The sequence below is a fragment of the Pseudooceanicola aestuarii genome (assembly GCF_010614805.1).
Classification (GTDB): domain Bacteria; phylum Pseudomonadota; class Alphaproteobacteria; order Rhodobacterales; family Rhodobacteraceae; genus Pseudooceanicola; species Pseudooceanicola aestuarii.
On sequence record NZ_JAAFZC010000001.1, the window covers coordinates 715,768 to 730,158 of the forward strand.

At 68.8% G+C, this 14,391-nt stretch carries 15 protein-coding genes; 5 read left to right on the forward strand and 10 right to left on the reverse strand.

Going from position 1 to position 14,391, the window contains the following annotated elements; genetic code table 11:
- Positions 1-33: 33 nt before the first annotated feature.
- The 9 genes from G5A46_RS03315 to G5A46_RS03355 all read right to left on the reverse strand — a co-directional run bounded on the left by G5A46_RS03315 (position 34) and on the right by G5A46_RS03355 (position 8,710).
- Entirely contained in the window at positions 34-1,068 is a 1,035-nt protein-coding gene (locus tag G5A46_RS03315; protein WP_163847301.1) for a TRAP transporter substrate-binding protein, read from the reverse strand.
- Between the two features lie 228 nt (positions 1,069-1,296).
- On the reverse strand, positions 1,297-1,647 hold the full coding sequence (locus tag G5A46_RS03320) for a hypothetical protein (protein ID WP_163847303.1): 351 nt from the start codon (positions 1,645-1,647) through the stop codon (positions 1,297-1,299).
- A 170-nt stretch (positions 1,648-1,817) separates the two neighbouring features.
- Positions 1,818-2,591: a precorrin-4 C(11)-methyltransferase gene (cobM, locus tag G5A46_RS03325; protein ID WP_163847305.1), complete on the reverse strand. Its 774-nt coding sequence runs from the start codon at positions 2,589-2,591 to the stop codon at positions 1,818-1,820.
- Positions 2,588-4,492, reverse strand: a complete 1,905-nt coding sequence (gene cobJ, locus G5A46_RS03330; RefSeq protein WP_239520593.1) for a precorrin-3B C(17)-methyltransferase — start codon at positions 4,490-4,492, stop codon at positions 2,588-2,590. Before cobJ ends, cobM begins: the two co-directional genes overlap by 4 nt.
- Positions 4,483-5,199 (reverse strand): precorrin-2 C(20)-methyltransferase, encoded by a 717-nt coding sequence (cobI, locus tag G5A46_RS03335; RefSeq protein WP_239520595.1) that lies wholly within the window; start codon positions 5,197-5,199, stop codon positions 4,483-4,485. Before cobI ends, cobJ begins: the two co-directional genes overlap by 10 nt.
- Entirely contained in the window at positions 5,196-6,398 is a 1,203-nt protein-coding gene (gene cbiE, locus G5A46_RS03340; RefSeq protein WP_163847310.1) for a precorrin-6y C5,15-methyltransferase (decarboxylating) subunit CbiE, read from the reverse strand. Before cbiE ends, cobI begins: the two co-directional genes overlap by 4 nt.
- Positions 6,399-6,468: 70 nt before the next feature.
- Positions 6,469-7,110 carry a precorrin-8X methylmutase gene (locus tag G5A46_RS03345; RefSeq protein ID WP_163847311.1) on the reverse strand — a complete coding sequence of 214 codons (642 nt, stop codon included), beginning with the start codon at positions 7,108-7,110 and terminating at the stop codon, positions 6,469-6,471.
- Between the two features lie 71 nt (positions 7,111-7,181).
- Positions 7,182-8,366: a sirohydrochlorin chelatase gene (locus tag G5A46_RS03350; RefSeq protein WP_239520836.1), complete on the reverse strand. Its 1,185-nt coding sequence runs from the start codon at positions 8,364-8,366 to the stop codon at positions 7,182-7,184.
- A gap of 83 nt (positions 8,367-8,449) precedes the next feature.
- Entirely contained in the window at positions 8,450-8,710 is a 261-nt protein-coding gene (locus tag G5A46_RS03355; RefSeq protein ID WP_239520597.1) for a DUF6732 family protein, read from the reverse strand.
- A gap of 377 nt (positions 8,711-9,087) precedes the next feature.
- On the opposite strand from G5A46_RS03355, the gene G5A46_RS03360 reads away from it, so the two are divergent.
- Entirely contained in the window at positions 9,088-10,104 is a 1,017-nt protein-coding gene (locus G5A46_RS03360) for a glutathione S-transferase family protein (protein WP_163847316.1), read from the forward strand.
- A 102-nt stretch (positions 10,105-10,206) separates the two neighbouring features.
- Here the strand turns inward: G5A46_RS03360 and G5A46_RS03365 are convergent, their stop codons facing one another.
- The gene (locus G5A46_RS03365) at positions 10,207-10,629 is read right to left on the reverse strand and encodes a response regulator (protein ID WP_239520599.1); all 423 of its coding nucleotides are present in this window, start codon (positions 10,627-10,629) and stop codon (positions 10,207-10,209) included.
- Positions 10,630-10,787: 158 nt separating this feature from the next.
- On the opposite strand from G5A46_RS03365, the gene G5A46_RS03370 reads away from it, so the two are divergent.
- The 4 genes from G5A46_RS03370 to G5A46_RS03385 all read left to right on the forward strand — a co-directional run bounded on the left by G5A46_RS03370 (position 10,788) and on the right by G5A46_RS03385 (position 14,290).
- Positions 10,788-11,153 carry a DUF1636 family protein gene (locus G5A46_RS03370; protein ID WP_163847318.1) on the forward strand — a complete coding sequence of 122 codons (366 nt, stop codon included), beginning with the start codon at positions 10,788-10,790 and terminating at the stop codon, positions 11,151-11,153.
- A gap of 4 nt (positions 11,154-11,157) precedes the next feature.
- Positions 11,158-12,135: a threonine-phosphate decarboxylase gene (locus tag G5A46_RS03375; protein ID WP_163847320.1), complete on the forward strand. Its 978-nt coding sequence runs from the start codon at positions 11,158-11,160 to the stop codon at positions 12,133-12,135.
- Positions 12,132-13,040, forward strand: coding sequence for an adenosylcobinamide-phosphate synthase CbiB (gene cbiB, locus G5A46_RS03380; RefSeq protein ID WP_163847322.1), 909 nt, complete (start codon positions 12,132-12,134; stop codon positions 13,038-13,040). The genes G5A46_RS03375 and cbiB overlap by 4 nt, the downstream gene beginning before the upstream one ends.
- Positions 13,041-13,102: 62 nt before the next feature.
- The gene (locus tag G5A46_RS03385; protein ID WP_420821344.1) at positions 13,103-14,290 is read left to right on the forward strand and encodes a lytic murein transglycosylase; all 1,188 of its coding nucleotides are present in this window, start codon (positions 13,103-13,105) and stop codon (positions 14,288-14,290) included.
- Positions 14,291-14,391: the final 101 nt, after the last annotated feature.

The window sequence follows — 14,391 nt, forward strand, 5'->3', positions numbered from 1 at the left end:
GGCGCGGGATCCGAACGCCCGCGCCCGGCCCGGTTACTTGGTGTGGGTCTCGATCAGGGATTTCGCATCTTCGACCAGCCCGGCACCATCCATGCCCTTGGCGGTCATTTCCTCGATCCAGCCTTCTTCGATCCCGGCGGAGGCATCCCGCCACACCTGCACCTGCTCCGGCGTCAGGGTGATGATGTTGTTGCCAAGGTCGGCGGCCACCTGGCGGGCCGGGGCATCGGCATCCTGCATCGTCTTTCCGGCAAAGGCCGACAGATCGGCACCGGAATTGTCGTCGATCACCTTTTTCAGGTCATCGGGCAGGCTGTCATACTTGGCCTTGTTCATCGCAAAGACGAAAGTCGCGGTATACAGGCTTTCTCCGCCGAACTCCGTGTGGTTGCCCACCAGCTCCCCGACCTTGAGGGAAGAAGTGACCTCCCACGGGATGACGGTGCCGTCGATCACACCTTTCGACAGCGCCTCCGGCACGGCGGGAACGGGCATCCCCACGGTGGTGGCGCCCAGCTGGGTGAACAGCTGGTTGGTCATCCGCGTCGGCGCGCGCAGCTTCACGCCGTTCAGGTCCGCCGGTTCCGCCACCGGGTCAGAGGAATGGATCACCCCCGGCCCATGCACCCAGAGGCCCAGCATCTTCAGCTCGGCGAACTCGGTGTCCATCATGTGTTTCTCGGCATATTCCCAATAGGCGCGGCTGGTTGCCTCCGCATCGGTCATCATGAACGGCAGTTCGAACACCTCGGTCGAGGAGAAGCGCCCGGGGGTGTAGCCCGGCAGGGTCCAGACCACGTCGGCAATGCCGTCGATCGCCTGGTCGATCAGCTGCGGCGGGCTGCCGCCCAGTTGCATGGAGGGGTAGCGATCCACCTTGATCCGGCCATCGCTGTCGGCTTCCACCTTGTCGGCCCAGACGTCCAGGATCATCTTCGGCACGGTGGCCTGCGCGGGCAGGAACTGGTGCATCTTCAGGGTGACATCCTGCGCCAGGGCGGCGGTGCCGAACCCGGCCACGAGCGCGCCGGCCGCAAGGCCGCGCAGGCTGGTCTTGATAAAGGTCATTCGGGTCTCCTCCCATCGTCCTGACAGCGCCTCGGGGGCGGTCGGTCGGATGGCCCTGCCCTGCCGGGCCGGGGCCTTCGAAACCGGCCAGCGGCCCCACGGGCGCGTCCTACCTCCGCACGATGCATGGGCGGGCTTGCAGTGTCAAATGGTGATACGTCGCCAGGCCGCCATGGCGGCCCCTGCCGAGTGTGAAGGTCTGGGCCAGGGTCCGACCCAAGGTCCGGATCAGGAGGAGCCCAGCAATGCGATCGGCGCGTTTTCGTCCCGGAAGAAATCCAGCGGCGCGCGGTCGGTGGCGGCGGTGTTGCGCTTGAACTCGTAGCGCATTTCGCTGCCGTCTTCCTCGGACGCGACGATCAGGCACTGGCACAGCCATTTGCCGCCGTCATAAAGGTCCACCAAACCGCGCAGGCGTGGCGCGTCCTCCAGGTCGACGGTGAAGCCGTTTTCCTCCATCCGCAGCACGCGAAACCGTTCCTCTCCCACGTGGACGCGCAGGCGGGACGATTTCTTCAACGCCTTCTTGCGCGCGGCTTCGAGCCCGGCGCGCAGTTCCTCGGAAAGATAGGTGGTCATGGCAGCCCCCGTGGTCACGGCCCCGACGCGGAGCGCGGTCCTTGCAGAATTGGCCGTCCGGCCCGTCAGGTCAAGCTGGGGACCGGCGAATTTCCCGGTAGTTTCATTAAAGTTTCACCGGTCTCGGCATGCGGCCCTGTCCTGCAAGGCCCGCCGCCCCGCGCACGCGCTCAGCGGGGGACGGTGACACGCGGACGCAGCACATGTGGGATCGCCGCATCATAAAGCGCCGAATCGCGAAAATCCCGGATTTCTCCCAGCACCGGCCCGACCAGGATCAGCGCGGTGCGGGTGATCTTCTCTGCCCGGACCTTGGCCTGGATATCGGCAAGCGTTCCCCGGATGAACATCTGGTCCGGCCAGCCGACGCGATAGGCGACCACCACCGGGCAATCGGGGCCGTAATGCGGGGCCAGCTGCCGCTCGATCTCGCGCAGGTTGCGCACGCCCAGATGGATGGCCAGCGTGGCACCGGTGCGGGCGAAATTCTCCAGCGTCTCGCGCTCCGGCATGGCGGTGCTTTTCATGCTGACGCGGGTCAGCACGATGCTTTGCGCCACTTCCGGCACCGTCAGCTCCTGTCCCAGGGCGGCGGCGGCGGCGGCATAGGCCGGGACGCCGGGGATGATCTCGTAGGGGATGCCATCGGCGCGCAGGCGGCGCACCTGTTCCGCGATGGCCCCATAGAGAGACGGATCGCCCGAATGCACACGGGCGACGTCCTCCCCGCGGTCGCGGGCGGCCAGGATCTCCGCATGGGTGTCGTCCAGCGTCAGCGGCGCGGTGTCCAGAACCCGCGCGCCCGTGGGTGCACCGGCCACGACCTCGGCCGGGACCAGGCTGCCGGCATAGAGGCAGACGGGACACGCCCCGATCAGGCGCTGCGCCTTCAGGGTCAGCAATTCGGGGTCGCCCGGCCCCGCGCCGATGAAATAGACCTTCATGCCCCTGCTTCCTTCGTCTTTTCGCGAACAGGTTCCGCCGATGCCTCCACCCCGAGATGCCGGTTCCCCACCGCCCGCAGATCACCGTCGATCCGCCGGGCATAGCCGCGCGGGGTGAACATGCGCGGCCCGTCGCCCCGCTGCGCCAGCCGGGAGTTCGACGACCCCACAAGCACCACGGTCAGCATGTCGACCTCGTCCACCTCCAGCGCGTCCAGCCGGCGATAGCGCAGCTTCTCCTCCGCCCGACCCAGGTTGGAGGCCAGCATCACCGGCGTATCGGCAGGCCGATGGCGCAGCAGGATGTCGCGCGCCTCGGCCAGAAGGGTACGGCGGGTGCGGCTGACGGGGTTGTAGAAGGCGATGACGAAATCCCCCTCCGCCGCCGCGCGCAGCCGGCGCAGGATATCGTCGCGCGGGGTCAGCAGGTCGGACAGGGAGATGGCGCAGAAATCGTGGCCCAGCGGCGCGCCCGCCCGTGCCGCCGCCCCTTGCAGGGCACTGACACCCGGGGCGCAAACGACCTCCACCCGCCGCGCGGCATCGCTGACACCCCCCGACGCCGCGCCGCGATCCAGCAGTTCAAAGACCAGCGCCCCCATGGCATAGATCCCCGCATCGCCCGAACAGACCAGCGCGACGTCGCGCCCCCCCCCCGCGCGCTCCAGCGCGTGGCGACAGCGGTCTTCCTCCCCGCCCAGCGGGAAATCACTGCGCGTCTTGCCATGGGCCAGCGGCCCCAGCAGATCAATGTAGAGACCATAGCCCACCAGTTCCTCCGCCTCCGCCAGCAGGCGCGAGGCCTCGGGGGTGCGCCAGGCCGATTGCCCCGGCCCGATGCCCACGATCGACAACCGCCCGCGCGCCCGTCCGCGCGGGGCGGTGATCACCTGCGGCACCTGGACCAGCGCGCAGGTGGCGTTGGCGGTCTTGCGCTTGGGCCAGTCCAGCGTGCCGGAAGCACCCGCACCCGCCAGCGCCGCGCCCTCGGCCACACCGTGGCAGCCGACCTCGGCAAAGACGACATCGGAGGGGGTCGCCAGGCGCGGGGCCTCTGCTTCCAGCTCGGCGGCGGTGAACAGCCGCAGCGGCAGGTCCAGCGCACGGGCCAGCGCGATCACCGCCGGTTCATCGCCCTTCACGTCGATGGAATGCACGGCGGCAATGGCCCCCGGCGCGACATCGGCATCGCGCAGCATGTCCCCTACCAGCGCCGCCAGCTCCTGCGGCGGGCAATTGCGCGAACAGCCCACGCCCAGGGAATAGCGCACCGGGTGAAAGGTCAGCACTCCGTCGGCGCCGGGCGCGCAGGTGGCGGCGATTTCGACCTGTTCGGCGGTGTTCCCGGTCGGCAGCTGATTCAACCAGGTGGCGCGGGCGGCCTCAGCCCCGGCGATCCGGGCGCGGGCGCCCGACAGCAATGCCGCCATCGCGCCCTTGGCCAGGTCGGGCGTGCCCAGCCGCCAGCCGGCGGGCGGTTCATCCAGCGCGACACCCAGGGCCACATCGCCCGCCGTGGTCACGGCGGCGACCCCATCCAGCCCGGCGGCGATGCGGCGCGCCAGGGCATTGGCACCGCGATGCCCACCCAGCAGCGGCACCACCACCGCGCCATCGTCGCTGACCGACACGACCGGCGGTTCGCCCCGCTTGTCCGCCAGCAAAGGCGCGACAGCGCGGATCAGGATGCCGCTGGCACAGATCCCAACCACCGCCCGCCCGGCGGCGAAGGCATCGCGCGCATGGACCAACGCGTCGTCAAAGGCGACATCGGCACCCGCAACCCGCCCTGCGCGGCCATGCAGCGGCACGCCCAGCGCATCGGCCACCGCGCGCGCCACCAAGGCCCCGGCGCCGGAGACCGCCATGACCACCACATCCGACCTGTCGCCTACAGCCATGGGTCATCCCCCTTTGTCACCAGAATCATCGAAAAATATGGCGCTGCCTCCGGCGCCTCTGCCAGTGGCAGGATCACCTCCTGCGCCGTGGTCGCGCGTTCGACATAGACCGCGCGCCCGGTCAGGCCCAGCGCCTCCAGAACATCACGGATCTTGGGCAGGTGGCGGCCGACCTTCATGATCGCCAGGCTGTCCGCCTCGGCGATCCGGGCCCGCAGCTCCGTTTCAGGCAGGGGGCCGGGCAGGATCGCAAGCCGCGCGTTCCGCGCCGCCAGGGGCAGACCGGCCCGCGCCGCACAGGCGGTGACCGAGGTCACGCCGGGCACGACCTCGACCCGGAACCGGGACGACAGCCGGGCAAAGAGATACATGAACGACCCGTAGAAGAACGGATCGCCCTCGCACAGGCAGACGACGTCCTGCCCCGCCTCCAGCGCCTGCGCGATCCGCGCGGCGCCGGTGTCATAGGCCGCCTGCGCCGGGGCGCGGTCGGGGGTCATCGGTACGTCCATGGCGATTTCCCGCGCGCCTGCCGGGATCAGATCGGCGGCGATGGCGCGGGCGAAACTGGGCGCGCCCGCCAGCGCCGGATAGGCCACCACCGGCGCCGCAGCGATCAGACGGGCGGCACGCAGGGTGATCAACTCCGGGTCGCCCGGACCCAGACCGACACCAAAAAGAGTTCCAGGAACGGGTGCAGCAGTCATCGTTTCACCCGGCTCCATTGCGTGACCGGCATGGCGGCGCGCCAGCCCCGGCGCGGCCCCACGGGTTCGGCGCGCTGGATGCTCAGCCGGACCAGTTCACCACCGTGGCGGGCATGCAGATCGGCCAGCAAGGCCTCGCTTTCCAGGGTGACGGCATTGACCACCAGCCGGCCCAGCGGCTTCAGCGCCTCCCAGGCGGCATCATGCGCGGCCACGCTCAGCCCGCCGCCGATGAATATCGCGTCGGGCCGCTCCAGCCCGACCAGCGCGGCGGGGGCCTCTCCCTCGATCAGTTCCAGCCGGGGGGTGCCCAGGGCAAGCGCGTTCTCCGCCGCCATCTGGCGCCGGTCGGCGCGCGGCTCGATCCCGATGGCGCGGGCGTAGCGGGCGGCGCGCATCCATTCCACGGCGACCGACCCGCAACCGGTACCGATATCCCACAAAAGCGCCCCACGCATCGGCATCAGCCGGGCCAATGTCGCGGCGCGAACCTCGCGCTTGGTCATCGTGCCATCATGACGGAACAGGTCGTCGGCCAGGCCCGGCACGCGGGGCAACAGCGCCGCATCGGGAGCGGCCACGCAATCTACCGCCAGGGTGTTGAACGGCGGCACGTCGTGGTCCCAGCTTTCGGCCAGCCCGTCGAATCGGGCTTCCTCGGCGCCGCCCATGTTGGCCAGCACCGTCATCCGGCTGCGACCAAAGCCCCGCGCAGACAGAAAGCGCGCGATCCGGCCCGGCGTTTCCGCCCCGGTGGTCAGGATCAGCAGCCGCGCATCGGGCTGGATAAAGGCGATCATCTGCTCCACCGGCCGGCCATGCACGGTCAGCGTTTCCAGATCCGCCATCGACCAGCCCATGCGCGCCGCCGCCAGCTGAAAGGCCGACAGCTGCGGGTGATAGGTGATCTGGTCCGCCGGGATCGCCCGTCCGATGCGCGCCCCGACCGAGAACCAAAGAGGATCCCCGGTGGCCAGCACCACGACGCGCCTGCTCTTCATGGCCAGCAGCGTCTCCACCAGCGCGTCGAACGGATGCGGCCAGGCCAGCCGTTCGGCACGCACCGCGTCGGACAACCCGTGATGACGCTCCCCGCCGACGATGATCTCGGCAGCCTCGACCACGGCACGGGTGGCCGGGGTCAGGCCGTCGAGGCCGTCCTCTCCTATGCCCACGATATGCAACCAGCGATCCATCATCGCGCGCCGCTCCCTTCATCTCTCGCCGGTTCCGCCCGCCAGCGGCCCATGTCACAGCCTGCGCGGCAGATCATCCGATCGCCTCCCCGGGCAGCCCGGCAGCCAGCGCGTTTACCGCCGCCGACGCGATGGCCGAGCCGCCGCGCCGACCGCGCAGGGCGATGAAATCGCAGCCGCGCGGATGGGCTGCCAGCTCTGCCTTGCTTTCGGCGGCGCCGACGAAGCCGACGGGAAACCCCAGGATCACCGCCGGGCGCGGTGCACCCTGGTCGATCAGCTCCAGCAGGTGGAACAGCGCGGTGGGCGCATTGCCGATCGCCACCACGGCACCGGCCAACCGGTCGCCCCACAGTTCCACAGCCGCGGCGGACCGGGTGTTGGCGATCCCCGTGGCCAGGGCCGGCACGGCGGGATCGTTCAGCGTCACGATCACCTCGTTCCGCGCCGGCAGGGCCCGGCGGATGATACCCGCCGCGACCATCTCGCAATCGCAGAGCACCGGCGCCCCGGCCAGCATCGCCGTCCGACCGGCGTCCCAGGCAAGAGGGGAATACGCCAGCCGGTCGGCGACCTCCACCATGCCACAGGCGTGGATCAGGCGGATCGCCAGGCGTTGCATCCCCGGCGCGAACCGTTCCAGCCGGGCTTCTCGCCGGACGGTGGCGAAGCTTTGTTCATAGATCGCAGCGGGGTTCTTCTCATACGGGCGCAAGGGCGGACCTTCGTCTGGGAGGGAGGGGCAGGCGCCGCCTCCGGCGGGGTGTCGGGCGAAAGAGCACCGGATCAGCGCCCGGATCTGCGGGCGCTTTCCGGGCCCAGCGGATGGGCGGCATGGGGGTATTCGGCATGATGGTGGTGATGATCGTGGCCGTGTTCGTGTTCGTGATCGTGATCGTGCCCATGGTGGTGGTGAACGATGTCAAGCCGGCATTCCCCGGTGCAGAAATCGGTGCAAAGCCGGCAATCCGCCACGTTGGAGCCTGGGGCGGCCGCGCCCTGCCCCTCGACATGGTGGTGGTGGCTTTCCTGGATGGCGCCCACCTCCGCCTCGAAGCCCGTGACCTGGGTGCGGTACTTGCACAGCACGCAGGTCGGTGGCGGCATCTCGGCAAAGGCCGGGTGGCGGCGCTGATCCGGGGTGATGTGGCGATGGACCCCGTCCTCCAGCGCCAACACCTGTTCGCGATAGGCGCAGATGCCGCAATTGGGGATCGCCGCCCCGGAGGCCAGTTCGCGTACCCGTTCGGCAAAGGTCTCCAGCACCTTGGGGTGGTCGTTCAGATACCCCGCCTTGACGAAATGGATATCGGGATGGGCGGCGGCGACCTGGTCGGTAAAGCCGTAGATGCGATCGATCAGGATGCCGGTGAACAGGAAATAGGGAAAGACGATGACCCGCTTGTACCCAAGCCGCGCGACATGGGTCAGGCAGGGTTCGACCAGCGGAAAGGTGACGCCGGAATACCCCGTCTCGCACCAGCCAAAGCCCATGCCCTCCCACAGCATCCGCGCGATCTTGGCCACGTTGGCATTGGCGTCGGGGTCAGAGGCGCCGCGCCCGATCACCACCAGGCAGGTGTCATGCAACGGCACCTCCCCCTGGTCGGCATTGGCCTGGTCGACGGCGGCCTGCACCCGGTCCGCCGCAGCGGCGATCATGCGCGGGTCCACGCCCAGTTCGCGGCCGTAACTGACCGCGATGTCGTGTTTCGCGGCATAGGTGTTCAGCACAGTGGGAATGTCGTTCTTTGAGTGCATCGCCGCGAACAGCATCCCCGGCACCGCCAGGATCCGGTCGCACCCCTGGTCTCGCAGCCGATCCAGCCCGTCGCGGATCACCGGGTTGGCAAATTCCAGATAACCGTAATCCACCGCCCAATCCTCGGGCAGCAGGGCCGGCAGCTTTTCCGCCAGAACGGCGAATTCATCCACCGCCGCCTGCGAGCGGGAGCCATGGCCGCAGATCATCACACCGATCTTGTCGGGCCCGGCAGCGGACCCCGGCACAGCGGCGGAGGCGGCGCGGGCGGGCACATGGTCATGGGCCATCCTCAGGCGTCCTGAAGCTCCTCTTCGGGAAGCTCCTCTTCACTGTCCGCCGCCTCGTCCTCGGGCCGCTGTTTGGCGCGCGGACGCAACGACGCCCAAAGCCCGATGGCAATCGCCGCGCCCAATGCCGCAGCCCCCAACCAATGCCCGTGGCCCGCCACTTCGGCCAGGTGGCCGGGGTGGGCCAGCGCGGCGCCGGGGGTCAGCACAGCCGGGATCATCGCGGCAAAGGTCGTGGGTATGGCGGGGGCAAAGCGGGGCATCTGTCCTGTCCTTTCCTGAACGCGTCGGGCGCGGGCCGTGCGGGCGGCGGAAAGAGACCACCCCAAAGGGGCGGCCGATCGACAGATCTCCGACGACGGCGCCCCGGCCCCCTGTTTGGGTCGACCTGGCCGCACACTTCTTTCCGGCCCCGCAGGGGGCTCGTCTTCGGACCTGTGTAGGCAATCGGGGAGAACGGCGCAATCGGGTTCTGCGGCGGTTCGCGGGCCGGTCGCGACCTGCCCGCAGACGGCCGGCCGGTGCGGCCGCTCGGGGGCCTGTGCGGTCACGCAGGGGTCCTGCGCGGCGGCGCAGCTTTGTCGGCGAGACGGGCCGGGCTAGATCCTCCGGCACGGCAGGATGAACGGAGGATCGGCGAATGGGAATGCTGAAAGACGGCACATGGCAGACCGAGGCGCTGATCGCCTCGGGCGGGGATGGCAAGTTCAAGCGCGCCACCACGACGTTTCGCAACTGGATCACCCCGGACGGCGCACCCGGCCCCTCGGGCGAAGGTGGGTTCCCGGCGGCCTCAGGGCGCTATCACCTCTATGTCTGCTACGCCTGCCCCTGGGCGCACCGCGCACTGATCTTTCGCGCGCTGAAGGGGTTGGAGGACCACATCGGTGTCTCCGCCGTGCATCCCGACATGATGGACCAGGGCTGGGAGCTGCGCGACGATTTCCCCGGCGCCACCGGCGATCCGCTGATGGACAAACGCTACCTGCACGAGGTCTACACCGAGGCCGACCCCCAGGTCACCGCCCGCGTCACGGTGCCGGTGCTGTGGGACAAGGAGCGGCGCACCATCGTGTCGAACGAAAGCGCGGAGATCATCCGCATGTTCAACTCCGCTTTCGACGGGATCACCGGCAACGCCGACGATTATTGGCCCGAAGCACTGCACGCGGACATCGCACCGGTGAACGACCGGATCTACGACACTCTGAACAACGGGGTCTACAAGGCCGGGTTCGCGACCACGCAGGAGGCCTATGATGCCGCCGTGATCCCGTTGTTCGACACGCTCGACTGGCTGGAAGCCCGGCTAGGCCGCGACCGCTATCTGATGGGCGACCGCGTGACCGAAGCGGATTGGCGTCTGTTCACCACGCTGATCCGGTTCGATCTGGTCTACCACACCCATTTCAAGTGCAACCGCGCCTTCCTGACCGAATACCCCGCGATATGGGGTTACCTGCGGGAGCTGTACCAATGGCCGGGCGTGGCGGGGACGGTGCGGTTCGATCACATCGTGCGCCATTATTACTACAGCCACGACAGCGTGAACCCCCACCGGATCATCCCGATCAACCCCCGGCCGGATTTCGACGCCCCCCATGGCCGTGGCACCCGGCGTGCGGCGGATTCCGCGACGGCGGCGCAGATGCCCTGACAGCGACACTGCCGGTGCTGTGTTCGCGGCCCTGCCCGCGCCGCCAGCGCCGGCCTCTCGCCGGGATCGCCCCGGCGCCTTGTCTGCCGCCTCCGACGGAGCCTAGCCAGGGCGGGCGGCGCTGCCGTGGTATTCGACCACGGCGACCAGATCGTCGGGGGCCATGTCGCTGCGCATCAGGGCGCAGGCATTGGGCGCGAAGGAGAATATCGACCCGTCGGAGAAAAAGCTGGTGTCAGTGACGAAGATGATCCGCGCGCCGGGCTGGCGGTAGCTGGCGAAATCGGCGATGGCCAGCGCCGCGCCGGTTTCCAGCACCAGATTCATCACGATCACCTGGAAGGTCATGCTTTGCAGACAGGCAATGGCGGCGTCCTCCTCGTGAACGAGGGAAGTCTTGCAGCCGCTGCGGGACAGGTAATGCTGCCACAAGGTGCCGAGATCCGGCTCGCTTTCCACGATCAGGACGTTCAGGGGTGGCCTGACCTGTGCGGGCAAGGCCATGACCGTGGCAAGTTCTGGCATCTGGCGACTCCTCTGACCTTCACACAAGGCAGGCGAGATCGAAACTGTCTCCAAACCACTAACAATTCGTTAACTTTCGCCCGGTTCTGGCGAGATCCGCATTGCTTTCCACAAAATTGCATGAAATTCGAAGAATTCCGGACTTGACGGAGAGCGGCATGACCACCTGGATCACCATCTGCGACACCTGCAAGCGCGAGGATTGGGTGCCTGACACCCCGCTGCATGGCGAAACCCTCGCCACTCTGGTGGAGGCCGAAGCCGCCGCACGCGGCCTGCGCACCCGGCGCGTGTCCTGCCTGATGGGCTGCACCCATGGCTGCAACATCGCGATCCAGGCCGAGGGCAAGCTGGCCTATACTCTGGGCCGGTTCGAACCCGATGCCGACAGCGCAGCGGCGATCGCCGATTACGCGCAGATGCACCAGGCCTCCGACACCGGGCGCGTGCCGTTTCGGGATTGGCCCCAGGGGGTCAAGGGGCATTTCGTGACCCGCCATCCCCCTCTGCCTCAGGACGAATGATCCGATGATCACGGGCGCCCGCCCGCTGGACCACGGCGGCAACCTGGACGCGGCCATCGCCCACCATGGCGGCACGCGCGGCGACTGGATCGACCTGTCCACCGGCATCAACCCGGTGCCCTACCCCATCGCCCGACTGCTGACCGACCTGCCCGCCGCCACCTGGCAGGCCCTGCCCGACCGCCACCTGACCCGAGCGCTGATCGCCAGCGCCCGGCGGCGGTGGGACGTGCCCCGCGGGGTGGAGATCCTGCCCGTGCCTGGTGCCTCGGCCGCGATTGCGCAGATCCCGCGACTGACGCCGGCGGGGCGGGTCCATATCCCAGGCCCCACCTATAACGAACACGCCGCCAGCTTTGCCGCCGCCGGTTGGACGGTGGATGCCGAAACGACACCCACCGCCCCCGTTCAGGCCCAGGTGCTGGTTCATCCCAACAATCCCGACGGTCGGTTCCATCCCGCCCCCGCCGCCGGGCCGCTGACCGTCATCGATGAAAGCTTTGGCGACATCGCGCCGACCCGCAGCCACGTGGCCCTGACCACCCGCCCCGACACGCTGATCCTGAAAAGTTTCGGAAAGTTCTGGGGACTTGCCGGGCTGCGGCTGGGCTTTGTCATTGCGCAGGGCGCGGTGACAGAGCGGTTGGCCGCGATGCTGGGGCCCTGGCCGGTGTCCGGACCCGCGCTGGTGCTGGGCCGCGCGGCGCTGGAGGACGACGGCTGGGCCACATGCGCACGCGACAGCCTGCTGGCGGATACCGCCCGCCTGGACGGGCTGGCGGATGCGGCGGGGCTGCGCCTGGCCGGAGGCACGCCGCTGTTCCGCCTGTACGAGACGGCGCCCCGCCCGGCGCTGGAGGTACAGGCGCGTTTGGCCCGGCACCGCATCTGGTCCCGCGTCTTCCCCTACAATCGCCATTGGCTGCGCCTGGGGCTGCCGCCCGCCCATGGCTGGGCCCGGTTGGAGGCCGCGCTGACATGAGCACCGCCCTGATCCTGACCCTGGCGCTGTGCCTTGATGCATTGCTGGGCGAACCGCGCCGCCTGTGGACCCGCCTGCCGCATCCCGTGGTGCTGATGGGCCGCCTGATCGACTGGGCCGACAAACGGTTCAACACCGCCGGGCGGGCAGGGCGCAACGGGCTGTTCCTGGCCCTGGGGCTGGTGGCCCTGGGCTGGGGCGCGGGCCATCTGCTGGGCGCACTTGGCTGGGGGGTGGAGCTGGCGCTGGCCACCGCCTTGCTGGCACATCGGTCGCTGGTCGATCACGTCAGCCAGGTCGCCCAGGCGCTGCGCGGCTCCGTGACCGAGGGGCGCCGCGCCGTCGCCCGGATCGTCGGGCGCGAGACGGCTGCGCTGGACGGCCCCGCCGTGGCCCGCGCCGCCATAGAAAGCGCGGCGGAAAATGCCAGCGACGGCATCGTCGCCCCGGCTTTCTGGTTCCTGATCGGCGGTCTGCCCGGATTGTTGATCTACAAGCTGGTGAACACCGCCGACAGCATGATCGGCCACCGCACGCCGCGCCACCGCGCCTTTGGCGCCGCCAGCGCACGGCTGGACGACCTGCTGAACCTGGTGCCGGCGCGGATCACCGGGCTGATCCTGGCGGCGTTGTCCGCGCGGCTGAGCGATTGGCGGGAGATCACCGACGAGGCGCGGCGCCATCGCTCTCCCAATGCCGGCTGGGCCGAGGCCGCGATGGCCCGCGCCGTCGATACCGCCCTGTCGGGGCCGCGCATCTATGACGGCGTGCCGACCGACGACCCGTTCATCCATCCCGGCGGCGCGCGCCACCCCGACCCGGCCCGGATAGACGCCGCGGTCGCGGTCCTGTGGCGCCTGTGGGCGGTGCTGGTGCTGGGATCTGCGGGGATTGCCCTGTTCTGACCGGATTGCCCCACGGCCGCAGCCTGCTAAGGTGGCGCCGGTTTCCAGTCAGAGGAGTGACCATGACCGCCATGGCCCGCATCGCCCGCCTAGCCCTTGCCATACCGCTGGCCCTTGCAGCCCTGCCCGTGGCGGCACAATCCTGCGGTGGCAATTTCGGCACCTTCGTCAACGGGTTGAAACAGGAGGCCCGCGCCCTGGGCCATGACGCCGCGACGGTGGACGCGTTCTTTGCCCCCGTGCGCCAGGATCCCAAGGTGATCGCGGCGGATCGCCGTCAGGGTGTCTTTACCCTCGACTTCACCACCTTTGCCCGGCGCCTGATCTCGCAGAACCGGATCCAGACCGGTCAATCCAAGGCGCGCCAGTTCGCCAGCGTCTTTGACCGGATGGAGCGCGAATACGGCGTTTCGCGCGGGGTTCTTCTGGCCTTCTGGGCGTTCGAGACCGATTACGGCGCCTTCCAGGGGGATTTCAACACCGCCAATGCGCTGGTCACCCTGTCCCACGATTGCCGCCGCCCCGAATTGTTCCGGCCCCAGGTTCTGGCCGCGCTGGAATTGTACGCGGCAGGGGATTTCGACCCCGCCCGCACCACCGGCGCCTGGGCGGGTGAAATCGGGATGGTCCAGATGTTGCCGCGCGACATCATCGACAATGGCGTGGATGGCGATGGCGACGGCCATGTGAACCTGAAAGGTTCCGCCCCCGATGCCCTGCTGTCAGGCGCCAGGATGCTGCGCCATCTGGGCTGGGCACCAGGCCAGCCGTGGATGCAGGAGATCCGCGTGCCCGATCAGATGGATTGGTCCAAGACCGGGCTACGCACCACCTTGCGCCCGCAGGACTGGCAGGCGATGGGGGTGCAGCCCCGGTCGGGCCGCTGGCTGTCGGACCTGCCCGCATCGGTGATCATCCCGCAGGGGCGCAAGGGTCCGGCCTTCCTCGCCTATCCGAATTTCAATGTCTATTTTGAATGGAACCAGAGCTTTACCTACGTTCTGACCGCCGCCTATTTCGCCAATCGGCTGGAAGGGGCGCCGGTGTTCGATGCGGGCAACCCCGATCCGGGATTGTCGGGCGCGCAGATGAAGCAGCTGCAACAGAAGTTGCAGGCGCGGGGCCATGACGTGGGCAAGATCGACGGCATCCTGGGCGCCGGCACGCGCCGGGCGGTGCAATCCGTGCAACAGGAGCTGGGCCTGCCCGCCGACGCCTGGCCCACGATGGAGCTGCTGCGCCGTCTCTGAAGGCGTTTACGGTTTGTTTGGATGTATGGAATTATCCTGGCCATTCCTGAACTGAGGGCGTCCGACGTCACCACTTTCAAAACGGCCCGGCGGAGCTGCTA